General features: G+C 44.4%; 20 protein-coding genes. 2 read left to right on the top strand and 18 right to left on the bottom strand.

The window, feature by feature from the left end; all coding sequences use genetic code 11:
* Positions 1 to 129 precede the first annotated feature (129 nt).
* Positions 130 to 750: a transcriptional repressor LexA gene (gene lexA / locus K8U60_RS01205; RefSeq protein WP_223633044.1), complete on the top strand. Its 621-nt coding sequence runs from the start codon at positions 130 to 132 to the stop codon at positions 748 to 750.
* A gap of 69 nt (positions 751 to 819) precedes the next feature.
* On the opposite strand, the gene K8U60_RS01210 is transcribed toward lexA, so the two are convergent.
* The 9 genes from K8U60_RS01210 to K8U60_RS01245 all read right to left on the bottom strand — a co-directional run bounded on the left by K8U60_RS01210 (position 820) and on the right by K8U60_RS01245 (position 7,405).
* Positions 820 to 1,554 (bottom strand): class I SAM-dependent DNA methyltransferase, encoded by a 735-nt coding sequence (locus K8U60_RS01210; protein WP_223633047.1) that lies wholly within the window; start codon positions 1,552 to 1,554, stop codon positions 820 to 822.
* Positions 1,555 to 1,651: 97 nt separating this feature from the next.
* Positions 1,652 to 1,846, bottom strand: a complete 195-nt coding sequence (locus K8U60_RS01215; protein ID WP_223633050.1) for a hypothetical protein — start codon at positions 1,844 to 1,846, stop codon at positions 1,652 to 1,654.
* Positions 1,847 to 1,909: 63 nt separating this feature from the next.
* Complete coding sequence (locus K8U60_RS01220) at positions 1,910 to 2,341, bottom strand: hypothetical protein (RefSeq protein WP_223633052.1); 432 nt, start codon at positions 2,339 to 2,341, stop codon at positions 1,910 to 1,912.
* A 150-nt stretch (positions 2,342 to 2,491) separates the two neighbouring features.
* On the bottom strand, positions 2,492 to 2,680 hold the full coding sequence (locus tag K8U60_RS01225; protein WP_223633058.1) for a hypothetical protein: 189 nt from the start codon (positions 2,678 to 2,680) through the stop codon (positions 2,492 to 2,494).
* Between the two features lie 297 nt (positions 2,681 to 2,977).
* Positions 2,978 to 3,673 carry a Na-translocating system protein MpsC family protein gene (locus tag K8U60_RS01230; RefSeq protein WP_223633060.1) on the bottom strand — a complete coding sequence of 232 codons (696 nt, stop codon included), beginning with the start codon at positions 3,671 to 3,673 and terminating at the stop codon, positions 2,978 to 2,980.
* A gap of 182 nt (positions 3,674 to 3,855) precedes the next feature.
* Complete coding sequence (locus tag K8U60_RS18985; RefSeq protein ID WP_263298521.1) at positions 3,856 to 3,984, bottom strand: hypothetical protein; 129 nt, start codon at positions 3,982 to 3,984, stop codon at positions 3,856 to 3,858.
* 304 nt (positions 3,985 to 4,288) lie between these two features.
* Positions 4,289 to 5,623, bottom strand: a complete 1,335-nt coding sequence (glnA, locus tag K8U60_RS01235) for a type I glutamate--ammonia ligase (protein ID WP_223633063.1) — start codon at positions 5,621 to 5,623, stop codon at positions 4,289 to 4,291.
* Between the two features lie 41 nt (positions 5,624 to 5,664).
* Positions 5,665 to 6,051 carry a MerR family transcriptional regulator gene (locus tag K8U60_RS01240; protein WP_223633065.1) on the bottom strand — a complete coding sequence of 129 codons (387 nt, stop codon included), beginning with the start codon at positions 6,049 to 6,051 and terminating at the stop codon, positions 5,665 to 5,667.
* 127 nt (positions 6,052 to 6,178) lie between these two features.
* Complete coding sequence (locus K8U60_RS01245; RefSeq protein WP_223633067.1) at positions 6,179 to 7,405, bottom strand: methionine gamma-lyase family protein; 1,227 nt, start codon at positions 7,403 to 7,405, stop codon at positions 6,179 to 6,181.
* Between the two features lie 109 nt (positions 7,406 to 7,514).
* Here K8U60_RS01245 and K8U60_RS01250 point away from each other — a divergent pair, with 109 nt between their 5' ends.
* Positions 7,515 to 8,120 carry a trimeric intracellular cation channel family protein gene (locus K8U60_RS01250; protein ID WP_223633069.1) on the top strand — a complete coding sequence of 202 codons (606 nt, stop codon included), beginning with the start codon at positions 7,515 to 7,517 and terminating at the stop codon, positions 8,118 to 8,120.
* A 116-nt stretch (positions 8,121 to 8,236) separates the two neighbouring features.
* On the opposite strand, the gene K8U60_RS01255 is transcribed toward K8U60_RS01250, so the two are convergent.
* From K8U60_RS01255 to rny, 9 genes are all read right to left on the bottom strand, one after another.
* Complete coding sequence (locus K8U60_RS01255; RefSeq protein ID WP_223633079.1) at positions 8,237 to 8,536, bottom strand: rhodanese-like domain-containing protein; 300 nt, start codon at positions 8,534 to 8,536, stop codon at positions 8,237 to 8,239.
* Positions 8,537 to 8,893: 357 nt separating this feature from the next.
* A complete protein-coding gene (gene hfq / locus K8U60_RS01260; RefSeq protein WP_146556690.1) occupies positions 8,894 to 9,118 on the bottom strand; it encodes an RNA chaperone Hfq in 225 nt (74 codons plus the stop codon).
* Between the two features lie 10 nt (positions 9,119 to 9,128).
* A complete protein-coding gene (gene miaA / locus K8U60_RS01265; protein WP_223633081.1) occupies positions 9,129 to 10,085 on the bottom strand; it encodes a tRNA (adenosine(37)-N6)-dimethylallyltransferase MiaA in 957 nt (318 codons plus the stop codon).
* Complete coding sequence (locus tag K8U60_RS01270; RefSeq protein WP_223633083.1) at positions 10,078 to 10,998, bottom strand: alpha/beta hydrolase; 921 nt, start codon at positions 10,996 to 10,998, stop codon at positions 10,078 to 10,080. Before K8U60_RS01270 ends, miaA begins: the two co-directional genes overlap by 8 nt.
* An 80-nt stretch (positions 10,999 to 11,078) precedes the next feature.
* Entirely contained in the window at positions 11,079 to 12,884 is a 1,806-nt protein-coding gene (gene mutL / locus K8U60_RS01275; protein WP_223633085.1) for a DNA mismatch repair endonuclease MutL, read from the bottom strand.
* Between the two features lie 4 nt (positions 12,885 to 12,888).
* Positions 12,889 to 15,414: a DNA mismatch repair protein MutS gene (mutS, locus tag K8U60_RS01280; RefSeq protein WP_223633088.1), complete on the bottom strand. Its 2,526-nt coding sequence runs from the start codon at positions 15,412 to 15,414 to the stop codon at positions 12,889 to 12,891.
* A gap of 292 nt (positions 15,415 to 15,706) precedes the next feature.
* Positions 15,707 to 16,135, bottom strand: coding sequence for a YlbF/YmcA family competence regulator (locus tag K8U60_RS01285; RefSeq protein ID WP_223633090.1), 429 nt, complete (start codon positions 16,133 to 16,135; stop codon positions 15,707 to 15,709).
* A gap of 444 nt (positions 16,136 to 16,579) precedes the next feature.
* Positions 16,580 to 17,377: a TIGR00282 family metallophosphoesterase gene (locus K8U60_RS01290; RefSeq protein ID WP_223633098.1), complete on the bottom strand. Its 798-nt coding sequence runs from the start codon at positions 17,375 to 17,377 to the stop codon at positions 16,580 to 16,582.
* A 65-nt stretch (positions 17,378 to 17,442) separates the two neighbouring features.
* The gene (gene rny / locus K8U60_RS01295) at positions 17,443 to 19,002 is read right to left on the bottom strand and encodes a ribonuclease Y (RefSeq protein ID WP_223633105.1); all 1,560 of its coding nucleotides are present in this window, start codon (positions 19,000 to 19,002) and stop codon (positions 17,443 to 17,445) included.
* Positions 19,003 to 19,330 lie beyond the last annotated feature (328 nt).

Below are 19,330 nucleotides of genomic sequence, written 5' to 3' on the forward strand. Positions count from 1 at the left end.
TGTTCTCATATTAATGCGAACAGGTGTTTTTGTCAAGAATAAAATTCGAACCTATGTTTGCATTTCACAGCCCGAGTTGGTATACTATTGGTAGAAATCAAGTAGTATTACTCAAATGAGGTGAAACTGTTGAAAAAAGTATCCAAACGCCAAGAAGACATATTGTCGTTTATAAAAGAAGAAGTCCGCTTGAAAGGCTACCCGCCATCCGTGCGTGAAATCGGGGAGGCAGTCGGTCTTGCATCCAGTTCGACCGTACACGGCCATCTAGCTCGTCTTGAAAGCAAAGGCCTGATCCGCCGCGATCCAACAAAACCAAGAGCAATTGAAGTTATCAGCACTGATGAAGCGCTTATTGATAAAAGTCCTGTATTACACGTCCCGTTAATCGGTAAGGTAACTGCCGGTATCCCGATTACGGCAATTGAAAATGTAGAAGAATACTTCCCTCTTCCCCAAAGCTATGGCACAGAAGATGATCACATCTTCATGTTGGAAATCATGGGTGAAAGTATGATTGAAGCTGGAATTTTAAATGGTGATTATGTCATTGTGAAGCAGCAGCAAACTGCTAATAACGGAGATATTGTTGTCGCGATGACTGCGGAAGACGAAGCAACAGTTAAACGTTTCTTCCGCGAAGAGAGTTACTTCCGCCTACAGCCGGAGAATTCATCGATGGATCCAATCATCGTGGATCAAGTTTCGATTCTGGGTAAAGTCGTAGGAGTTTATCGCCAAATCCATTAAACAAAAACCACCGGGAAATTCCCCGGTGGTTTTTGTTTGTATTTTTATTATGTAAACTTGACTTCCGATTTACCGTTTCATGCAACTGAACGCTAAAATTACAGGAATTCTTTTTCTTCTAATGTACTCCTGTTCATCTTCGAAGTACTGAGGTTTCGGCTTCCCTTCCTGCAGACCAGTAACTGTAAACCCCGCCCGTGTCAGTGCCGAGAAATAACTTTCGATGGTTCGATGATGTTTCACCACTATTTTATCGATCCACGGTTCCTGCCGCTCCCCTTCTTCGAAATATTCATCTACAATCCAACTGCCTCTTCTTTCACCAGATTTTTTGCTTTCAAAAGAAGAAGTCGTCAGCGGATGCTGAACACTAAACACAAATCTCCCGTTGTCTTTCAACGACTTATAGATGTTTTGAAATACTTGGTCCACTTCGGACAAATAATGCATCACTAAGCGTGAAACGACAAGATCATATTGACTTTCCGGAAAATTGAATGCTTCCATCTTAGATCTTGTAATCTGAGCCTCTAAACCTTTTAAGTTTGCTGATGCCAATCTGCACATTTGTTCCGATCCTTCCACTCCATGATAGTGCAGAGCTCCAGACTCCAGCAGCTCTTTTCCGAACAAGGCATCTCCGCACCCCAGATCCAGTACCCGCTTATTTTGGAATGCTCCCAGCAGTTCATAGATGACCGGCTTTTCAATGCTGTTGTTAGGACTTTCAAGCCGATTTCTTCTTTGCAGGAAACTTTCTAAAAAATCTTTTTCTTCGTATGCACTTGCCCCTTCGTATTTCATTGTATCCCTCCATAATTCGATTTACAGTTACGTTTTAGCTCAAAAAAAGATGCTGCATAAGCAGCACCTTCCGCGCAGCTCATAGAGAAGAAATCTTCTATAATTCACTGACTTTTATATATTTAACCAAATTGATGGTGATGCGATAAATATTACCCGTTTCCGTATCAGAAATTTCATAAGTACCATTGGAAGGGATTTTGCTCAATGCCGACTCTTTATCTACTGCCTGGACGTTATGAATAAATGTATTTCCCTCATCAAAATTAAATTCTACTTGAAACGACTTCATAACAATGGCCTCCTTCTAGCTATTTACTTTGTCTTCGTGAAACAGTCTATCATACATATAATATTATTGCTGTTTGTATAATTCCTTATAAACAATGACTTTAAGAGCAAGCAGTTCTTCTTCATTTAAATCTTCTTCAAGTTTTTGGATCACTTCATCAGCAGACATCGAGCCATCTTCAACACCAGACTTCATTTTAGCCAAGTCTGTTATCCCTACCTTTTTAATCACTGTCCCTGCGGCATCTCCAGTTGTCTGGAACGGTAAAGTCTCGCTTTTTTGTTCAGCAACTTGTGCCTCTTCTATGTACTCAAGCATTTGAGGGTCATTTTCTACATACTCCACTATTTTTTCCATTTGGCCACTATTCCGCAGTTCTTCAGTCGCTTCAGCAACCAGGCGATCCGCCGAAAAATCCGGACCTACAACATAGACACCGATCCCAGCAAATGAGAAAAAGATTAAAAAGATAATAATTGTCATTAGAAAGCGCATAGCCGAATTCTCCTTCGCTTTTAGATTATTATAACAGTAGACGGAAAAAAGTGTATAAAGTTACCATAAAAAAAGAAAACCTCAGTTTTAATTCTTTTCAGAACTAAACCCAAGGCTCTTTTCTTTCAATTAAGCATATTCCTTACAAAATCATCGTTTCTGCTGCTCAGCAATCCACCAGTCTATGTGCTCCAAGTTAAAGATCACAATATCCTGATATGCTTTGCGATGCGGAATCTTTCTTTTCGACATTAAATCTGTAATCTGCTCTGCAGCCAGTGGATAATTTACTGATTCCAAATAGTCTACTAAATTTGAAAGTCCTTGAATTTTCCTCAATTTAATCCCCTCCCACAAAATCTTCCTTCAGTTCATCCGAAGGAAAATTCAGTATGAGTTATTAAATTTTTTGGCTGCAATTAATTATAACCTTAAAATACAGCCTGTAAACCATTTTTTGATTCCATTATTATTCTGTTAGGTTGATTATTATCATGCCTTTTTTCCCCGACATTGCTGTAGACCTATTATTTTTCAGCTAGTCATACTTGTCGATCACTAAATGAGGACAGCCTTATTGTGAAAATTCGTTTTTCCAAAACAAAAGCACCTCCGAAGAGATGCTCAAAATCCTTATTATTTCTTTTGTAAGGCCAATACTGCATATCCTTTATCTTCATTAAAGTTCCAGTCGACATAAATATCATCTATCGGCCTTTTCAATATTTTCTCTAATGTGGATTGTTTAAAAAGTTTATATTCCAATGGCCGTTTTGCAAGTTTCAGCGTTTCTGAAAACCCCAGATTAATAAGTTCCTTCTCAAGAAGAGTGAATATCTCTATTCGCCTTATTAACAGGGTTCTTTCACCCAACCAGAAGAGCTCAGTTGAACCAGGCTCTTTTTGTCCGATTTCACTTATTTTAATGATTTCTTCAAGAAGTGTTTTCTCATCCACTTCGCTTGGCCACGGCTTCTTCTTAATGTCCCCCTCTTTAAGGACCGCTAGAATCATACCGGATTTTTGATCTAAATTCCAATCGGCATAAAGCTCTTTAATATCCAGGTTTGCTTCTTTCCAAAAGTTTATTTTAAATTCTTGCTCTATTTCTTCCATTAATAAATCTCTCAGTTCGAGAACCTTGGTGCCTTCATTTTTACTGAGAAGAATTTTTTCCATTGGTGATAAAAACTCTCTTATTTGTATACAAATAAAGGGGTGAACGATATTGACGTAAACCGACTTTGGACCCTTGCCGAAATGAGAACGCAAAATCGTTGACGAAAACCTGCTGATAATAGCTTCAATCGTCTTTTCCTGCTCTTTTACCATTTTAATACCCCTCTGAATGGAAGATAGAATTCTTTCCATTCTATCAACCATACAGGAGTTTGGCAGTGACTACTATTAATCGCGCTTACTTCGCTAATATTAGTGCTAATCTCTTGATACGTAGTGTCAGAAGCTTGTGTACTTTACCATAATACTCAGAATCCACTATACCCTTCTGCTGATCAGGAATCAGCTCTTTGGCTTTTCTCATAAGCCCGTTCCTTCTTATTGTAGCGGATGTAGCCATTTCCGAAAGCGACAAGCGAGGTGATCCAGAGTGAAATAACAGCTGCATTTAAAATCATGAACATGATTTCTCCTCCTCTTTACGTATCAGCAATATGCTCGAGTATTAGAATAAATTTTGACCAAACTTTTTTAGAAAACACCTGGTGTTGAGTTATTTACCATTAGTCGAGTTAACCTAACAATAAGTTTCTTTCTTATTTCAATTTCAATCATTTCTTTAATCGCCTTCAATTTCAAAAGGCCATTCCATTGAGACATATAACGATCAGTTTGGGTAATCATATGGACATTTTCTGCTCCGAATCTTTCGACGAAAACAAAAAAACCGTTGGAGCTTTAAAGCTCCAACGGTTTCATCCAGTACTTTTAATACATTTTCAGGTATTGCTCGCGCTCCCAAGGGTGGACGCTTGTGCGGAACATGTCCCACTCAATTTCTTTCGCTTCGACGAAGTTGTTTAAGATATGTTCGCCCAATGCTTTAGTCATAACTTCATCATTCTGTAATTCCTGAAGAGCCGAGTACAAAGTTCCGGGCAAATCTTTGATGCCGACTGCTTCGCGCTCTTTTTTGTTCATTGCATAGATATTGCGGTCTACCGCTTTTGGCGGAGTCAATTTTCTGCGGATCCCATCAAGGCCAGCACTTAAAAGAACAGCCATCGCTAAGTATGGGTTTGCTGCAGGATCAACTGAACGCACTTCTACACGTGTTGACAAGCCGCGCGATGCTGGAATACGGATTAATGGGCTGCGGTTTTGGCCCGACCAAGCAATGTAACAAGGTGCTTCATAACCAGGTACCAGACGTTTGTATGAGTTCACAAGCGGATTTGTTACCGCTGTAAAGCCTTGTGCGTGCTCGATGATGCCAGCTATGAATTGGTAAGCTGTCTCGCTCAATTTCATTTCGCCGTCTTCATCAAGGAATGTGTTTCGGTCTCCGTCGAACAGTGAAAGGTTCATGTGCATCCCTGAACCATTAACACCGAATAATGGCTTCGGCATGAATGTTGCGTGAAGGCCGTGTTTACGTGCAATGGTCTTAACGACCAGTTTAAAAGTTTGGATTTCGTCACATGATGTGATGGCATCTTCATATTTAAAATCGATTTCGTGCTGTCCTGGCGCTACTTCGTGGTGGGATGCTTCAATTTCAAAGCCCATCTCCTCGAGTTCAAGTACAATATCGCGTCGGCAGTTTTCACCTAGGTCCATCGGTGCCAAGTCAAAATAGCCGCCGTGGTCATTCAATTCTAAAGACGGTTCGCCTCTTTCATCAAGCTTGAACAAGAAGAATTCAGGTTCAGGTCCAAGGTTGAAATGTGTGAATCCAAGCTCTTCCATTTCCTTCAGTACACGCTTCAAGTTCGTCCGTGGATCTCCAGGGAATGGCGTGCCGTCCGGGCTGTATATATCACAGATCAAGCGTGCTACTTTTCCTTTACCAGTGATCCAAGGGAATACTACCCAAGTGTCCAGGTCAGGGTATAAATACATATCAGATTCTTCGATGCGTACAAATCCATCGATAGAAGATCCATCAAACATCATTTTATTATCGAGTGCTTTGTCCAATTGGGATGTCGGTATTTCAACGTTTTTGATGACCCCAAGAATGTCGGTAAATTGCAGACGTATAAAATTAACGTCCTCTTCTTTTACTAATCGTTGAATGTCTTCTTTTGAATACTTGCCCATGTTCTCTTCACTCTCCTATGAATGTTGTATGTAAGCCCATTTCAATTAAAGAAACGGGATAAATCACTTTGTCTGAAGCCGCCTCTTTCCAAAGGTCTTGCCTGATGTTTTAACTCTTCATGCAATAACCTGCGCAGCTCGGCATCGCTCAAATTTTTTGGCTCTGCCTTTTCGTTTTCAGGTGTCTCTCTCAAATCGTATATTTTCTTGATGCCTGCGATATTGAGCCCTTGATCCAGATAATCCTTAATTTCAAGCAGGGTATCGACGTCGTTCAACGAAAACATACGCTTATTGCCTTCTGTTCGGGCAGGGCTGATTAAATCATGCTCTTCATAATAACGGATTTGTCGCGCTGTCAATTCCGTCAGCTGCATTACGATGCTGATCGGCAAAAGCGGCATCGTCCGTCTTACCCGGTTCGTCATAAGATTCACCCATTTCAAATAATTACTACTCTTACAGCATATATCATGTCAGATTATTTGTCAAATGAATGTTATGTTTTCTGACATAAAAAATTTCCGTAAAAATGATACGGAAATTAAATTAGATTCATTTGAGTTTTTTTAGAGAATCAACTGAATTCAGCACCGCAATTTTTACATGCTCATATGTGAGTCCGCCCTGAACAAAAGCTGTATAAGGAGGCCGGATCGGCCCGTCCGCTGTCAGCTCTATGCTGGACCCTTGGACAAATGTACCTGCTGCCATGATGACATCGTCTTCATAACCTGGCATATAGGCCGCTTCCGGTTTGAATTGGGCATTGACCGGCGAGCTCGCCTGGATGGTTTGGCAAAAAGCAATCATCTGATCAGCTGTTTGGAATGATACGGATTGGATCAAGTCTGTCCGCTTATCGCTCCAGTGGGGTGTCGTTTTCATCCCAGCCCGCTCCAATAAGGCTGACGTAAAGATTGCCCCTTTTAATGCTTGAGAGACGATATGGGGAGCCATGAAAAAGCCCTGGTACATATCTGGCAATGCATTCAATGACGCACCTGCCTCTGCTCCTATACCCGGTGAAGTCATTCGATAACCGCATTTTTCGATTAAATCTTTTCTGCCAGCGATATAGCCTCCAATTTTCGCCAGGCCGCCACCCGGATTTTTGATAAGGGAACCGGCAATCAAATCCACCCCAACTTCAATTGGCTCTTGCTGTTCCACAAACTCACCATAACAATTATCGACAAAAATGATGGCTTCAGGTTTGAGGCGGCGAATATTCAACACCATTTCACCGATTTCTCCTATCGTAAAGGAAGGACGTGTATCATAACCTCTGGAACGCTGAATCGCAATCACTTTCGTCTGGCTGCTGATCGCTTTTTCTGCGGCTGACCAGTCGATGTTATTATCCGTGTCCAGTTCCACGTGCTGATAGCTGATGCCGAAGTCCTTCAGCGAACCTGTATCCTTTTCACCGCCGGATACGATGGAGTCCAGTGTATCGTAGGGTTTTCCTGTTAGATAAAGCAACTCATCTCCAGGACGCAGCACACCGAACAATGAGATCGTAATGGCGTGGGTCCCCGAGATGATCTGCGGACGGACAAGAGCGGCTTCTGCTTTAAAAACATCCGCATATACCCGTTCAAGCGTATCCCGTCCTTCATCGTCATAGCCATATCCAGTTGATGGATTGAAATGATGATCGCTGACGCGTTGGCTGTGGAAAGCCTCCAACACTTTTTTTTGATTTACGTAAGCCGTTTCATCGGCCAGCTGCAGCTGGGCCTGAATCGTTTCTTCTATCGTTTTTATCGTTGTAAGCATGTAATTCTCCATTCTCTTCAATTTCTCTTTCTATTATGCGGCATGACTTGAAATAGCGTCAAATTCTGCTACAATTCATAGAGTTGTATGTTAAGGAGGAATAAGGCTTATGGCTTGGGAAGTACTGAGCGCCATCGGTACGATTGCTTTTGCAGTATCCGGTGCAATTATCGCGATGGAAGAAGAATACGATATCTTCGGCGTTTACCTTCTTGGCGTAGTCACCGCCTTTGGTGGAGGCGCCATCCGGAATTTATTGATTGGAGTACCCGTATCGGCTCTATGGGAACAGGAATTCATGTTACAACTTGCCCTTATCTCGATTACGGTTGTTTTCTTATTTCCCCATAAATTGCTTGGCCATTGGAATCGCTGGGGACATTTTTTTGATGCCATAGGATTATCAGCCTTTGCCGTTCAAGGAGCCATCTATGCGGTTGAACTTGAATTGCCGCTCTTCGCTGTGGTAGTGGCAGCTGTACTAACAGGGTCTGGCGGAGGAATTATCCGTGATTTATTGGCTGGAAGAAAACCTCTTGTTCTGAAATCGGAAATTTATGCTGTATGGGCAGCATTGGCGGGACTGTTCATCAGCTTTAATCTAGCCAATTCCGATTTGATGCTTTATTCTTTGTTTGTCCTGATCACTATCCTGCGAATCCTGTCCTATACCTTCAAATGGCGATTGCCGGCACGCAAAATCCAGATTTCGTAGCCTATTTCCGGCCAGCTCGAATGTCTGAACTCCCATGAAGAGTTGAAACAATATATGTTATCAATCATAAAAATAGACCGCTTGGCATATGCCGAACGGTCTGTTTTTATGATCTTTTATGCGATTGTTTCGCCATTCCAGGCAGTCATTCCGCCTTCAACATTAATCGTATTGATATCGTTTGACTCTAAAATACCACAAGCCATTTCGCTGCGGCGGCCTGCACGGCAAACCATATAATATTCTGTTCCTGCATCCAGTTCCCCTGTGCGGTCTGCAATTTCACCGAGAGGGATATGTTTGGCTCCAGGAATCATTCCTGCAGCTACTTCGTCGTCCTCACGAACATCAATGATGTTCAATTCTTCTCCAGCCTCTACTCGTTCTTGCAATTCATCTGCTGTAATGGTTTTCATGGATACGCCTCCTGAATTAAAATCCTATTCACCTGAAAATGCTATACCCCTGAAAGCTAGCTGTCAACCTGAAAAGCGTAAGCAGCCGTTCAGCTCCGACAGGCAAGAGGTGGCTCAAAGGTAGTTTGAGCCACCTCTTTGCGACGAAGCACAAAGTGCTGCAGGAGCAATAAGGTTTAGACGGTCTGGCGAAGCGGCTTATTTTCAGCCGCACAGCTGGGCTGGCTTATGACTTAAAGAGCTGGGCGCTGGAGTCTGGACACCGAGAAAAACGCAAGCAGCCGTGTAGACTGACAACAAAAGCAACCATAAAACATAACAAAAAAGCCGGACTGCAACTGCAGTCCGGAATCCATTCTACTCTTCGTGCTCAATCGCTACAGCTTTTGCAGGAGAAAATGTTGAAATGGCATGTTTGTAGATTAATTGCTGCTTGCCTTCTGTTTCGACCAATACCGTAAAATTATCATAAGATTTAATGGTTCCTTTTAATTGAAAGCCGTTGAGTAAAAATACTGTAACATAAATATTATTTTTACGAAGCTGGTTTAGATAGACATCCTGAATATTGATCGGTTTCATGTGAATCCCCCTATTTCTCTACTTGTGATTGATTTGCCGTAAGTCTATCAATTCGACAGTTTCTGTCATTTTCCTGCATGAAAGCGGTTATTTCCTGGAGATTCTTTTCGGGATCCTTCAAGGCATCAATCCAGAAAATCGGCAATTTGTTCTTAAAATAGGTAAACTGCCGTTTGGCATATTTACGCGAGTTCTGCTTAAGCTTGATGATCGCATCTTCAATGCTTGTACGTCCATCGAGATAGTCATAAATTTCCTTATAGCCGATGGCCTGAATCGACTGCGCTTCCCGGATGCCTCTTTGCCGTAAAGCTTCGACTTCTTCAATCAAGCCGCGTTCCATCATGCTGTCTACACGCTGATTGATGCGTTCATACAGGATATCTCTTGGAATATCCAACCCGATGATGACTTCATTGTACATTGGCGACAACGTCAGTTCACGGTCGCTTTTTTCCTGGCCGCTCATCAGGTTTTCAATTGCCCGCACAACGCGGCGCGCATTATTAGGGTGTATCGTTGATTGCGGATCCAGTTCCAGCAATTTCTGGTGCATCTTTTCAGGACCGAATTGTTCCAATTCCTTATTCAGGCTGTCGCGCAGCTTTTGGTCGACCGCTTCTTCGGAGAAGCGATAATCGAACAACACCGCCTGCACATACATTCCCGTGCCGCCGACAATGATCGGCAGTTTGCCCCGCGAACGTATTTCCGCAATTTTCTCCCGTACCAGCTTTTGGTATTCAGCTACCGAAAAGCTTTCATCCGGTTCTTTAATATCCAAGAGATGGTGAGGAATTCCCGCCATTTCTTCCGGTAAAATCTTTGCTGTCCCGATCGTCATATCCCGGTAAATCTGCATGGAGTCCCCATTGATGATTTCGCCGTCCATCTGTTTGGCCAACTCGAGGCTCAAAGCGGTTTTTCCGGATGCTGTCGGACCAACAATGGCCACTACGTCAATCATTTCCGCACATCCAATCACCAATGATTTCAAAGTGTGCGTGGCGATCAAGTTCATTCAGCAATTCATGCCTGCCCTGTTCTGAGAGGTAAACTTTAACATTGACCATTCCCGCTTCAACAAATTGCTTCGCTGAGCTGAAAACGCCTTTGCCGTTATCACCAACCGGATCCTTTGCTCCACTGATCAACAGGACCGGCAAGTCTTTCCGTATTTTGGCGATTTCTGAAGGTTTATTGATGACAGCAAGACCTGAGAACAAATCGATATAAAACTGATTGGTCGATTCAAAGCCGCACCAAGGATCAGCTTCATACTTTGCAACTGCTTCTTTGTCCCGGGTCAACCATGCATAGGAGGAACCTTCTTCTTTAAACGGTTTATTGTAGTTGCCGAAAGTCATCTTGCCAAGTGCTTTACTCGGCTGCTGCTTGCCCTGTGATTTCGCTGAAGCCAGCGCCACCGCCAACCCGATTTTCCCGGCAGTACCGGGATCTCCGCCAGTTCCGGACAAAACCACGCGACTGATGTCTTCGCTGTGCAACTGCATATAACGGCGAGTCACAAACGAACCCATGCTGTGGCCAAATAAGATCAGCGGCAGATTGCCGGTCGACATTTGCACTTCCGTAATGACTGCATGGGCATCCTCCACCACACGTTCAAATCCATCCTCATCCGCAAAATAGCCTTTTACACCGTTGCGTTCTGCTGTTTTTCCATGGCCACGCTGGTCATGCGCAGAGACGATGAATCCGCGGGAAGCCAGATACTCCGCGAATTCCGTATAGCGTCCGATGTGTTCTGCCATTCCATGAATGATATGAACATGTCCAATCGGGCTTGGTGGTTCATAACGCATAACATAGAGTTCCTGCCCATCGGAGACGCGTATATAATCTTTGCTCATCTGCATTCTCCACACCCCTCCTTAACGTGTCGTTTCACCTATGCTATATCCATACCCAAAACTCTTTCGGGTAAGCCTTGGAAAGTTTAATTCATCACACGTTTAAACATTTTTTCAACATCATAGGTTCTGAAATGGATGATGACGGGACGACCATGCGGACAAGTGAACGGCTGTTCCGCTCTTTTCAAATCCGCAAGCAGGCGTTCCATATCGTGTTTCTGAAGAAAGTGATTGGCTTTGATCGACCGCTTGCAACTCATCATGATCGCCGCATCTTCACGTAGCTTCTTGACATCCACTTTCCGTTCAGTCAGGACCTGTTCAATCAAATCTTCGATGACTTCCTGTTCGAAGCCTTTCGGGAACCAGGTCGGGTATTCCCGGACAATAAATGAAGTCTCGCCAAACTCTTCGAGGAATACACCGCTATCGGACAGGACATCCAGATGATCTTTTAATCTTAAGGCTTCGTCCCGACTGTAGTGGAAAGTCAGCGGCAAAAGCAGGGACTGTCTTTCATCGCTGTCGATCTCCCCTACTTTTTCGCGGAAGTATTCGTATTTGATGCGTTCCTGTGCTGCGTGCTGATCAATCAGGTAAAATCCGTCACTGCTCTGCGCCACAATATAAGTGCCATGGATTTGGCCCACCACTTCCAGTTCCGGGAATTGCGGACTGTCATCTTCTTCAGGCTCATCCAGCGGCGGCAGTTTCTCTTCAATCGGCACGGGATCAAGCTTGATCGCTTCCCGTTCCTTTTCAACCGGGAGCTCATGCCATTCCTCAGCTGCATTGTCAGGCAGTGGCTGCTTCGGCTCTTGGACTGTAAACGAACTTTTCCATAGATCCAATTGCTTGGTAGGTGCTTTTTTGACCGGTTTCGGCTTGTCGATCACGGGAGCACGAACTACCGTACTGATGGTCCGGCGAATGGTTTCATATATCAATTCCATCAATTCTTTTTCTTTGCTTAAGCGGATCTGCTGTTTGGCAGGATGGACATTGACATCCGTCAAATAAGGATCGCCTTCGATATTCAAGACAACAATCGGCTGCCGCTCGAGCGGCAAAAAGGTATGGTAAGCTCTATGGACCGTATTGGCGATAGCGTAGTGCTTGACCCATCTTCCGTTGACGAACAAGGATATATAGTTTTTATTGGCGCGCGTGATTTCAGGCAATGAAGCATAACCTGAAACCTTATAGTCATGCGACTGCCCTTCAAATGGGATCATCTTCTTGGCAATTGCCACTCCATATATATCAGCCAGCACACGTTTGATTTCTCCGCTGCCGGAAGTCTGCAGAATCGTTCTGCCATCGTGCGTCAGCTTGAACGCGATTCCAGGATAGCTCAGTGCAAAACGATTGAGGAGATCGATTGTATGGCCAAGTTCCGTCTGCAGCGTTTTCATGTATTTCAAGCGTGCAGGTGTATTGAAAAACAATTGATCGATTTTGATATCCGTCCCTTTTCTAAGAGAACCGGCCCGGTGCTCAGTCAGGCGGCCACCTTCCATCTGTACAAAGGTTCCACTCACACCATCTGATGTATGCAAGGTCACTTTTGAGACCGAAGCGATACTGGCCAGTGCCTCCCCGCGGAATCCAAGCGTCCGAATACGGAAGAGATCATGTTCATTGGCTATTTTACTGGTGGCGTGGCGGGAAAATGACAGCAAAGCATCATCTGCGTCCATGCCGGCACCATTATCGATGATTTGGATGGAGGTCAGCCCCGCTTCGATGAGCAGCACTTCAATTGCCGTGCTTCCAGCATCGATGGCGTTTTCCACCAACTCTTTGACGACTGAGGTCGGCCGTTCCACCACTTCACCAGCGGCTATTTTATTGGATAGAGGTTCGTCCATCAATTGAATGATGCCCATAGTCTCACTCCTTATCGTTTAACTTTTGCTGCAGGTCGTTAAGCATCTGCAGAGCTTGAAGCGGTGTCATCTCGGATACTTGAACGTCTTTGATTGTCTGCAGGATTTCATCTTTTTCAGTATCTGCATCATCAAAAAATGATAATTGCTCAATGGTTTTTGGCTGTTGTTTTTTATCTTCTTCAAAAGTTTTTAGCAATTCACGGGCACGTGCCAGAATCGGTTCCGGCAAGTTCGCCAGCTCGGCGACGTGAATGCCGTAACTTTTATCAGCTGGGCCTTTTTTCACTTTGTGCAAAAAGACCACTTTGCCCGATTGCTCCATTGCCGCCACATGGACATTATGCAGTTTATCAAGCGAAGCTTCCAGCGCCGTCAATTCATGATAATGCGTAGAAAACAAGGTATTGGCGCCGATTTCTCTATGGATGTATTCAATCATCGACTGGGCAAGCGCCATGCCGTCATAGGTCGATGTGCCTCGTCCAATTTCATCAAACAGCAATAAGCTGTTTTTGGTAGCATGGGTAATGGCGTATTGCGACTCAAGCATTTCGACCATAAACGTACTTTGCCCTGAAACAAGATCATCAGCCGCTCCGATTCGAGTGAAGATCTGGTCGACAATCGGAAGATTTGCCGATTCAGCCGGCACATAACTGCCGATCTGCGCCAACACAATCGTCAACGCCACCTGCCGCATATACGTACTCTTACCCGACATGTTCGGCCCTGTAATCAGCAGCATGTTTTGGCCTTCCGCTAGAACGCAGTCATTCGGTACGTAATGCTGCTTATTGAGCATTTTTTCAACGACTGGATGACGCCCTTCAATAATGGAAATTTCATTGGCATCATTGAACTCAGGTTTCACAAAACGATATTTCTCAGCAACATTGGCGAAACTCAAAAAGACATCCAGTCCGCTGAGCGAAGAAGCCAACCGCTGAATACGTGAAATATACTGTTTGACTTCATCTCTGATGGCCACGAACAAATCGTATTCAAGGGATAGGCTCTCTTCTTCAGCCGTCAAAATCAATGCTTCTTTTTCTTTCAGTTCAGGCGTTGTATAACGCTCCGCGTTGGCCAAGGTCTGTTTGCGGTCATAGCGCTCCAGATCCGCCAAGTGCATATTGGCTTTGGACATTTCAATATAATAGCCGAAAATGCGATTGTAGCCAATTTTCAGGGATTTGACGCCTGTCAGTTTGCGTTCTTTCTGCTCAAGCTCCGCAATCCAGTTTTTGCCGTTGCGTGAAGCATCCCGGTATTCATCCAGTTGCTGGTTGAAACCGTCGCGGATAACGCCGCCTTCTTTTGAAGACAGGGGCGGATTTTCACTGATGGCCTGCAATAACTCGCAGACTTCTATACAGCGGTCCAGCTTTTCGCTGAATTCCATCAATGCCGGATTGCCCGAATTGGACAGCTCTTCGATCAGCGTCGGCACTTTCTCAAGCGAACTCCGGAGTTGCGCTAAATCGCGTCCACTTGCGCTGCCAAAGGCGATACGGCCCGACAGACGTTCCAGGTCATAGACTTCCTTCAATAGCCCCTGGAGCTCTACACGCACGAAATACTGGTCGATCAAAGCCGCTACCATCTGCTGGCGTTCTTCGATCATCCGCTTGTTGGCCAAAGGCTGATGCAGCCATTGCTTAAGTTTGCGGCTGCCCATCGCTGTTACAGTTTCATCCAACAGCCACAACAGCGTTCCTTTCGTCTCCCCGCCGCGAATCGACTGCAGCAATTCCAGATTGCGCTTCGAATGGAAATCGATGCTCAATAATTGATTGTTTTCTTTGTAGGCAAAGGTTTGGATATGGTCGAGTGATTGCTTTTGGGTGCGGGAGATATACGTCAGCAATCGGTGGCAGCTCATCTGCAGATCTGCCGGACAAGCGGCTACCTGTGCTGGAGCCAGCGGATAAGCGTCTTCCATCGTTTCGATGGATAACACCAAGTCCTGTTCTTCTTCGGTCAGCAATAAAAACAATTGCTCTGAAACCACCAACTCACGGATGTTTAAGGACTGTAATTCCTGCAGCAAGGCTTTTTCCGTCCCCATTATGTATGTGGCTGTCGCTTCACCTGTGCTGATGTCTACGTAGGATAAGCCAAATCCATCTGCCAGCTCATCGGCAGCTGCTAAAAATACATTTGATTTGGAATCGACACTCTTTCCTTCTGTATGTGTGCCTGGTGTAACGAGGCGCACCACTTCACGCTTGACGACTCCTTTGGCCGTTTTCGGATCTTCCACTTGTTCGCAGATGGCCACTTTATGGCCTTTCAATATTAATTGATCGATGTAATTCTTCGCTGCATGATGGGGAACACCGCACATTGGAATACGGTCATCGCCAGTTCCCCCACGGCTCGTCAGTGTAATTTCCAAAATTTGCGATGCGTTGATGGCATCGTCGTAAAACAACTCATAAAAATCGCCCATACGGAAAAATAAAAACGCGTCCAGGTATTCGGACTTCACTTGAAAATATTGTTGCATCATCGGTGTCGGTGCCATTTTAAAACCTCTTTCAAATCGATTCGTCGTTTCTCCATTATATCAAAAATCAGGGCTGAAAAGAAAAAACTGAAAGAGCTTTGGCTCTTTCAGTTTCAAGCTGAAGGGAAAATTTTGGGTTGGTGCTTTTATTGAACACTCATGGTTGTTTTCGCTTTTCTTTTGTCCAGCTCCAGCGATCAGCCCCTCGGGGTCATAAGTCCCTCTGGCAATGCAGCTGCGTGGCAAAGTGCGCCACACTGCTGGTCTGTCTTATGCCTGTCGGAGCTGAGCGGCCGTTTCCGCTTTTCTCTTAATCGCAGCTTCCCGGTGTGTCGTTGCGGACTTTTGATCCCGTTTCGCCGCGCAGCAAGTCGCCGCCAGTTTCCGTGATGATGTTGTTTGTCACTTGGTTTGCGATAGCCGTTGAAACCATCTGCAATAACGAATTGACGTCGCTTTGGGATTGCTTGAATTCCTGGACGATCGGGACTGCGTCGATTTCTTCTTCGATTTTGGCAATTTTGCCTTCAATCAAATTCAATGCGCGTTCTTTGCCGTATGCCTGGAAGTTGACTGCTTGTTTCTGCAGACTCTTCAAGCTGGCGATTTTTTCACGGATCTGTTGGTTTTCATTGATTTGTGCTTCCGCACGCTTAAAGAAATCCACTTCTTCTGTTGCTGCAATCATATCTGCTACTTCGCGCGCTTTGGCGACGATTTCCTGTTTTGTATACGTCATTTTTAGACACCCATTTCTGGTCTGATACGACTTCTATAAGTTCACCGTTCAACGACCATTTTTTAGTTTTAGTAATTCTGACTGCTCGATGTAATACACACGCAGCTATTTACAAGCCATGCTTTTCAAGCTTGCCACTCTATCTGATTGTACAGGTAAATGGATCGGGTCGACAAGATTTCCGCCTTGTACAAGGACGCTAATTAATGAATCGCCGATATTTGTGTCAAGTTGATGAAAAACAAGACAGCGCATAAACATTTTGAAAAGATTCTTTAACTTTCCCGAATTTTTCTGCGAAAAACAAAGCTGGGCCAGTCGAGTGAAATCAATGTTCTCTATTCGTGAAAAAACTTTCAATCGATACCTTATTATACTGAAATTCAGGTATGTTCTACAAGGTGTCTGTTCCAATTGTCGGAGTTTCGTCAAGAAGCTGGAGATTTAGCCTTGGAACGGATAATCCTCATTGATGTAAACCCGTTCAAAAGCTTTCGCTTTGCCTGTTTGGTCATCGACTTCGGTAAAAAATCCGCTGACCACTGAACGGCCGCGTTTCGGCACTTCGAATCGCGTTGGCATATTCGTTTTGAAACGGTAGAGCACCGCTTCTTTATTCATACCTAATATTTCATCATACGGCCCGGTCATTCCAACATCCGAGATATAGGCTGTACCATTCGGCAAAATGCGTGCATCGGCTGTCTGAACATGTGTATGGGTACCGACAACGACTGACGCGCGGCCGTCTAAATGCCAGCCCATCGCAATTTTTTCACTGGTCGCTTCTGCATGGAAGTCCACGAACACCAATGGAGAAATCGCTTTGGCTTCCGCGATTAGTTCATCCGCTTTTTGGAATGGGTCTTCATGCGGCGGCAGGAATACGCGGCCATGCAGATTGATCACAGACAAAGTCTGGCCGTTTTTTGTCACCGTCGCCATGCCTCGCCCTGGTGCTTCATCCGAAAAGTTGGCAGGTCGGATCAAATAATCCACTTCATCGATGAAGTCAAAAATCTCTTTCTGGTCCCATGTATGGTTACCCATTGTCACCATATCCACACCCATAAACAGTAGATCCTGATAAATGGCTTTGGTGATGCCGCGTCCTGCTGCTGCGTTTTCGCCATTTGCAATGATGACGTCGGGCGAATACTTTCTTTTCAATCTAGGCAAATACGATTCCAATGCATCTCTTCCGATTGATCCTACAATATCTCCAATAAATAAAATTTTCACAAACTCACCTTTTTCCATAAGAAAAAGGCTTCTTTGAATAGACATTCATCGAAGCCTCACCCTTATTATTTTGCGTATTCAACTGCTCTGGTTTCTCTGATAACCGTAACTTTGATATGACCCGGATAATCCAGTTCCTCTTCAATCCGTTTCCGGATATCCCGAGCCAGACGGTGTGCCGTCATATCATCGATTTGTTCAGGGCGAACCATGATACGGATTTCGCGCCCCGCTTGAATAGCGAATGATTTCTCAACGCCTTCATACGATTCGGAAATTTCTTCAAGTTTTTCTAAGCGGCGGATATAATTTTCCAGCGTTTCACTTCTTGCACCAGGCCGGGCGGCAGACAATGCATCTGCTGCTGCAACAATGACCGAAATGATCGATGTCGCTTCCGTATCTCCATGGTGGGAAGCAATACTGTTAATGACAACCGGATGTTCCTTGTACTTGGTCCCAAGCTCTACGCCGATTTCTACGTGGCTTCCTTCCACTTCATGATCAATCGCTTTACCGATATCATGCAAGAGTCCGGCACGTCGAGCAAGCGTAACATCTTCCCCAAGTTCTGCTGCCATCAAGCCTGACAGGAATGCAACTTCCACAGAATGCTTCAGTACATTTTGTCCATAGCTCGTACGGTAGCGAAGGCGTCCAAGAATTTTGATCAAGTCAGGATGCAGGTTATGTACACCTACGTCAAATGTGGTTTGTTCACCAATTTCACGAATTTGTTCATCCACTTCGCGTCTTGACTTCTCGACCATTTCTTCAATGCGTGCAGGGTGGATACGGCCATCTGATACCAGTTTTTCCAGAGCCAATCGTGCTGTTTCACGGCGGATTGGATCGAATCCTGACAGAATGACTGCTTCCGGTGTATCATCGATGATTAAATCAATACCTGTTAAGGTTTCAAGCGTTCGGATATTACGTCCTTCACGCCCGATGATACGGCCTTTCATTTCGTCGTTTGGCAGATTGACTACCGATACGGTAGTTTCCGCGACATGGTCTGCTGCAAAACGCTGCATAGCCAATGACAAAATGTTTTTCGCTTTTTTGTCCGATTCTTCTTTGGCGCGGGCTTCCGATTCTTTCATCATTACAGCAATGTCAGTTGAAAGTTCTTTTTCAACATCCTGCAAGATGATCGATTTGGCTTCTTCCCGTGTCAGAGATGAAATGCGTTCCATTTCGGACTGTTGCTGGCGGACTAACTCCTCAGCTTTGCTCTCCATCTGTTCAATATGCTGTTGTTTTTCTGCGAGTGCTTCGTCTTTACGTTCCAGACCCGCTTCTCTTTTGTTTAATGCATCATCCTTGCGATCTAAATTTTCTTCTCTCTGCAACAACCGATTCTCTTGTCTTTGTAATTCAGATCGGCGTTCCCGAATTTCAGATTCTGTTTCAGTACGCAATTTATGATTTTCGTCTTTCGCTTCCAATAAGGCTTCTTTTTTCAGCGCTTCAGCTTCTCGTTTTGCATCTTCGACTATTTGCTCCGCAGAATTTTTAGCGCCTGCAATATTGGAGTCGTTTGCTTTTTTCACTGCAAAATAACCAACAACTACACCGACGATGACACCAAGCAAAGCGAAGATGAACTCATTAATACCCATTCGGACACCTCCTCTTGCTATTAATTTTTTTCATTTCAAAAGATGAATAATGAAAACTTTCTTTCACTGCAACTAGTTTAAAATTAGTAAATTATACAATTTTAATTGTATAGATGGACTTATGTCGTGTCAACCCAGGAAAAGCAGAAGCGGCCATGTATGGAAGCTAACCTAAGTACGCGACTTCCTGTCGCAACGGTTACCTGATCCACATCCTGTGGACCTCCGACAGGCATAAGACGATCTGGCGAAGCGGCGTTTTTTCAGCCGTACAGCCAGAGTGGCTTATGAGCCGAGGAATTGGCCAGTAGTCTAATCGGTTTCCCCC

Origin of the sequence: Planococcus circulans, assembly GCF_020023385.1 — a bacterium.
Classification (GTDB): domain Bacteria; phylum Bacillota; class Bacilli; order Bacillales_A; family Planococcaceae; genus Planococcus.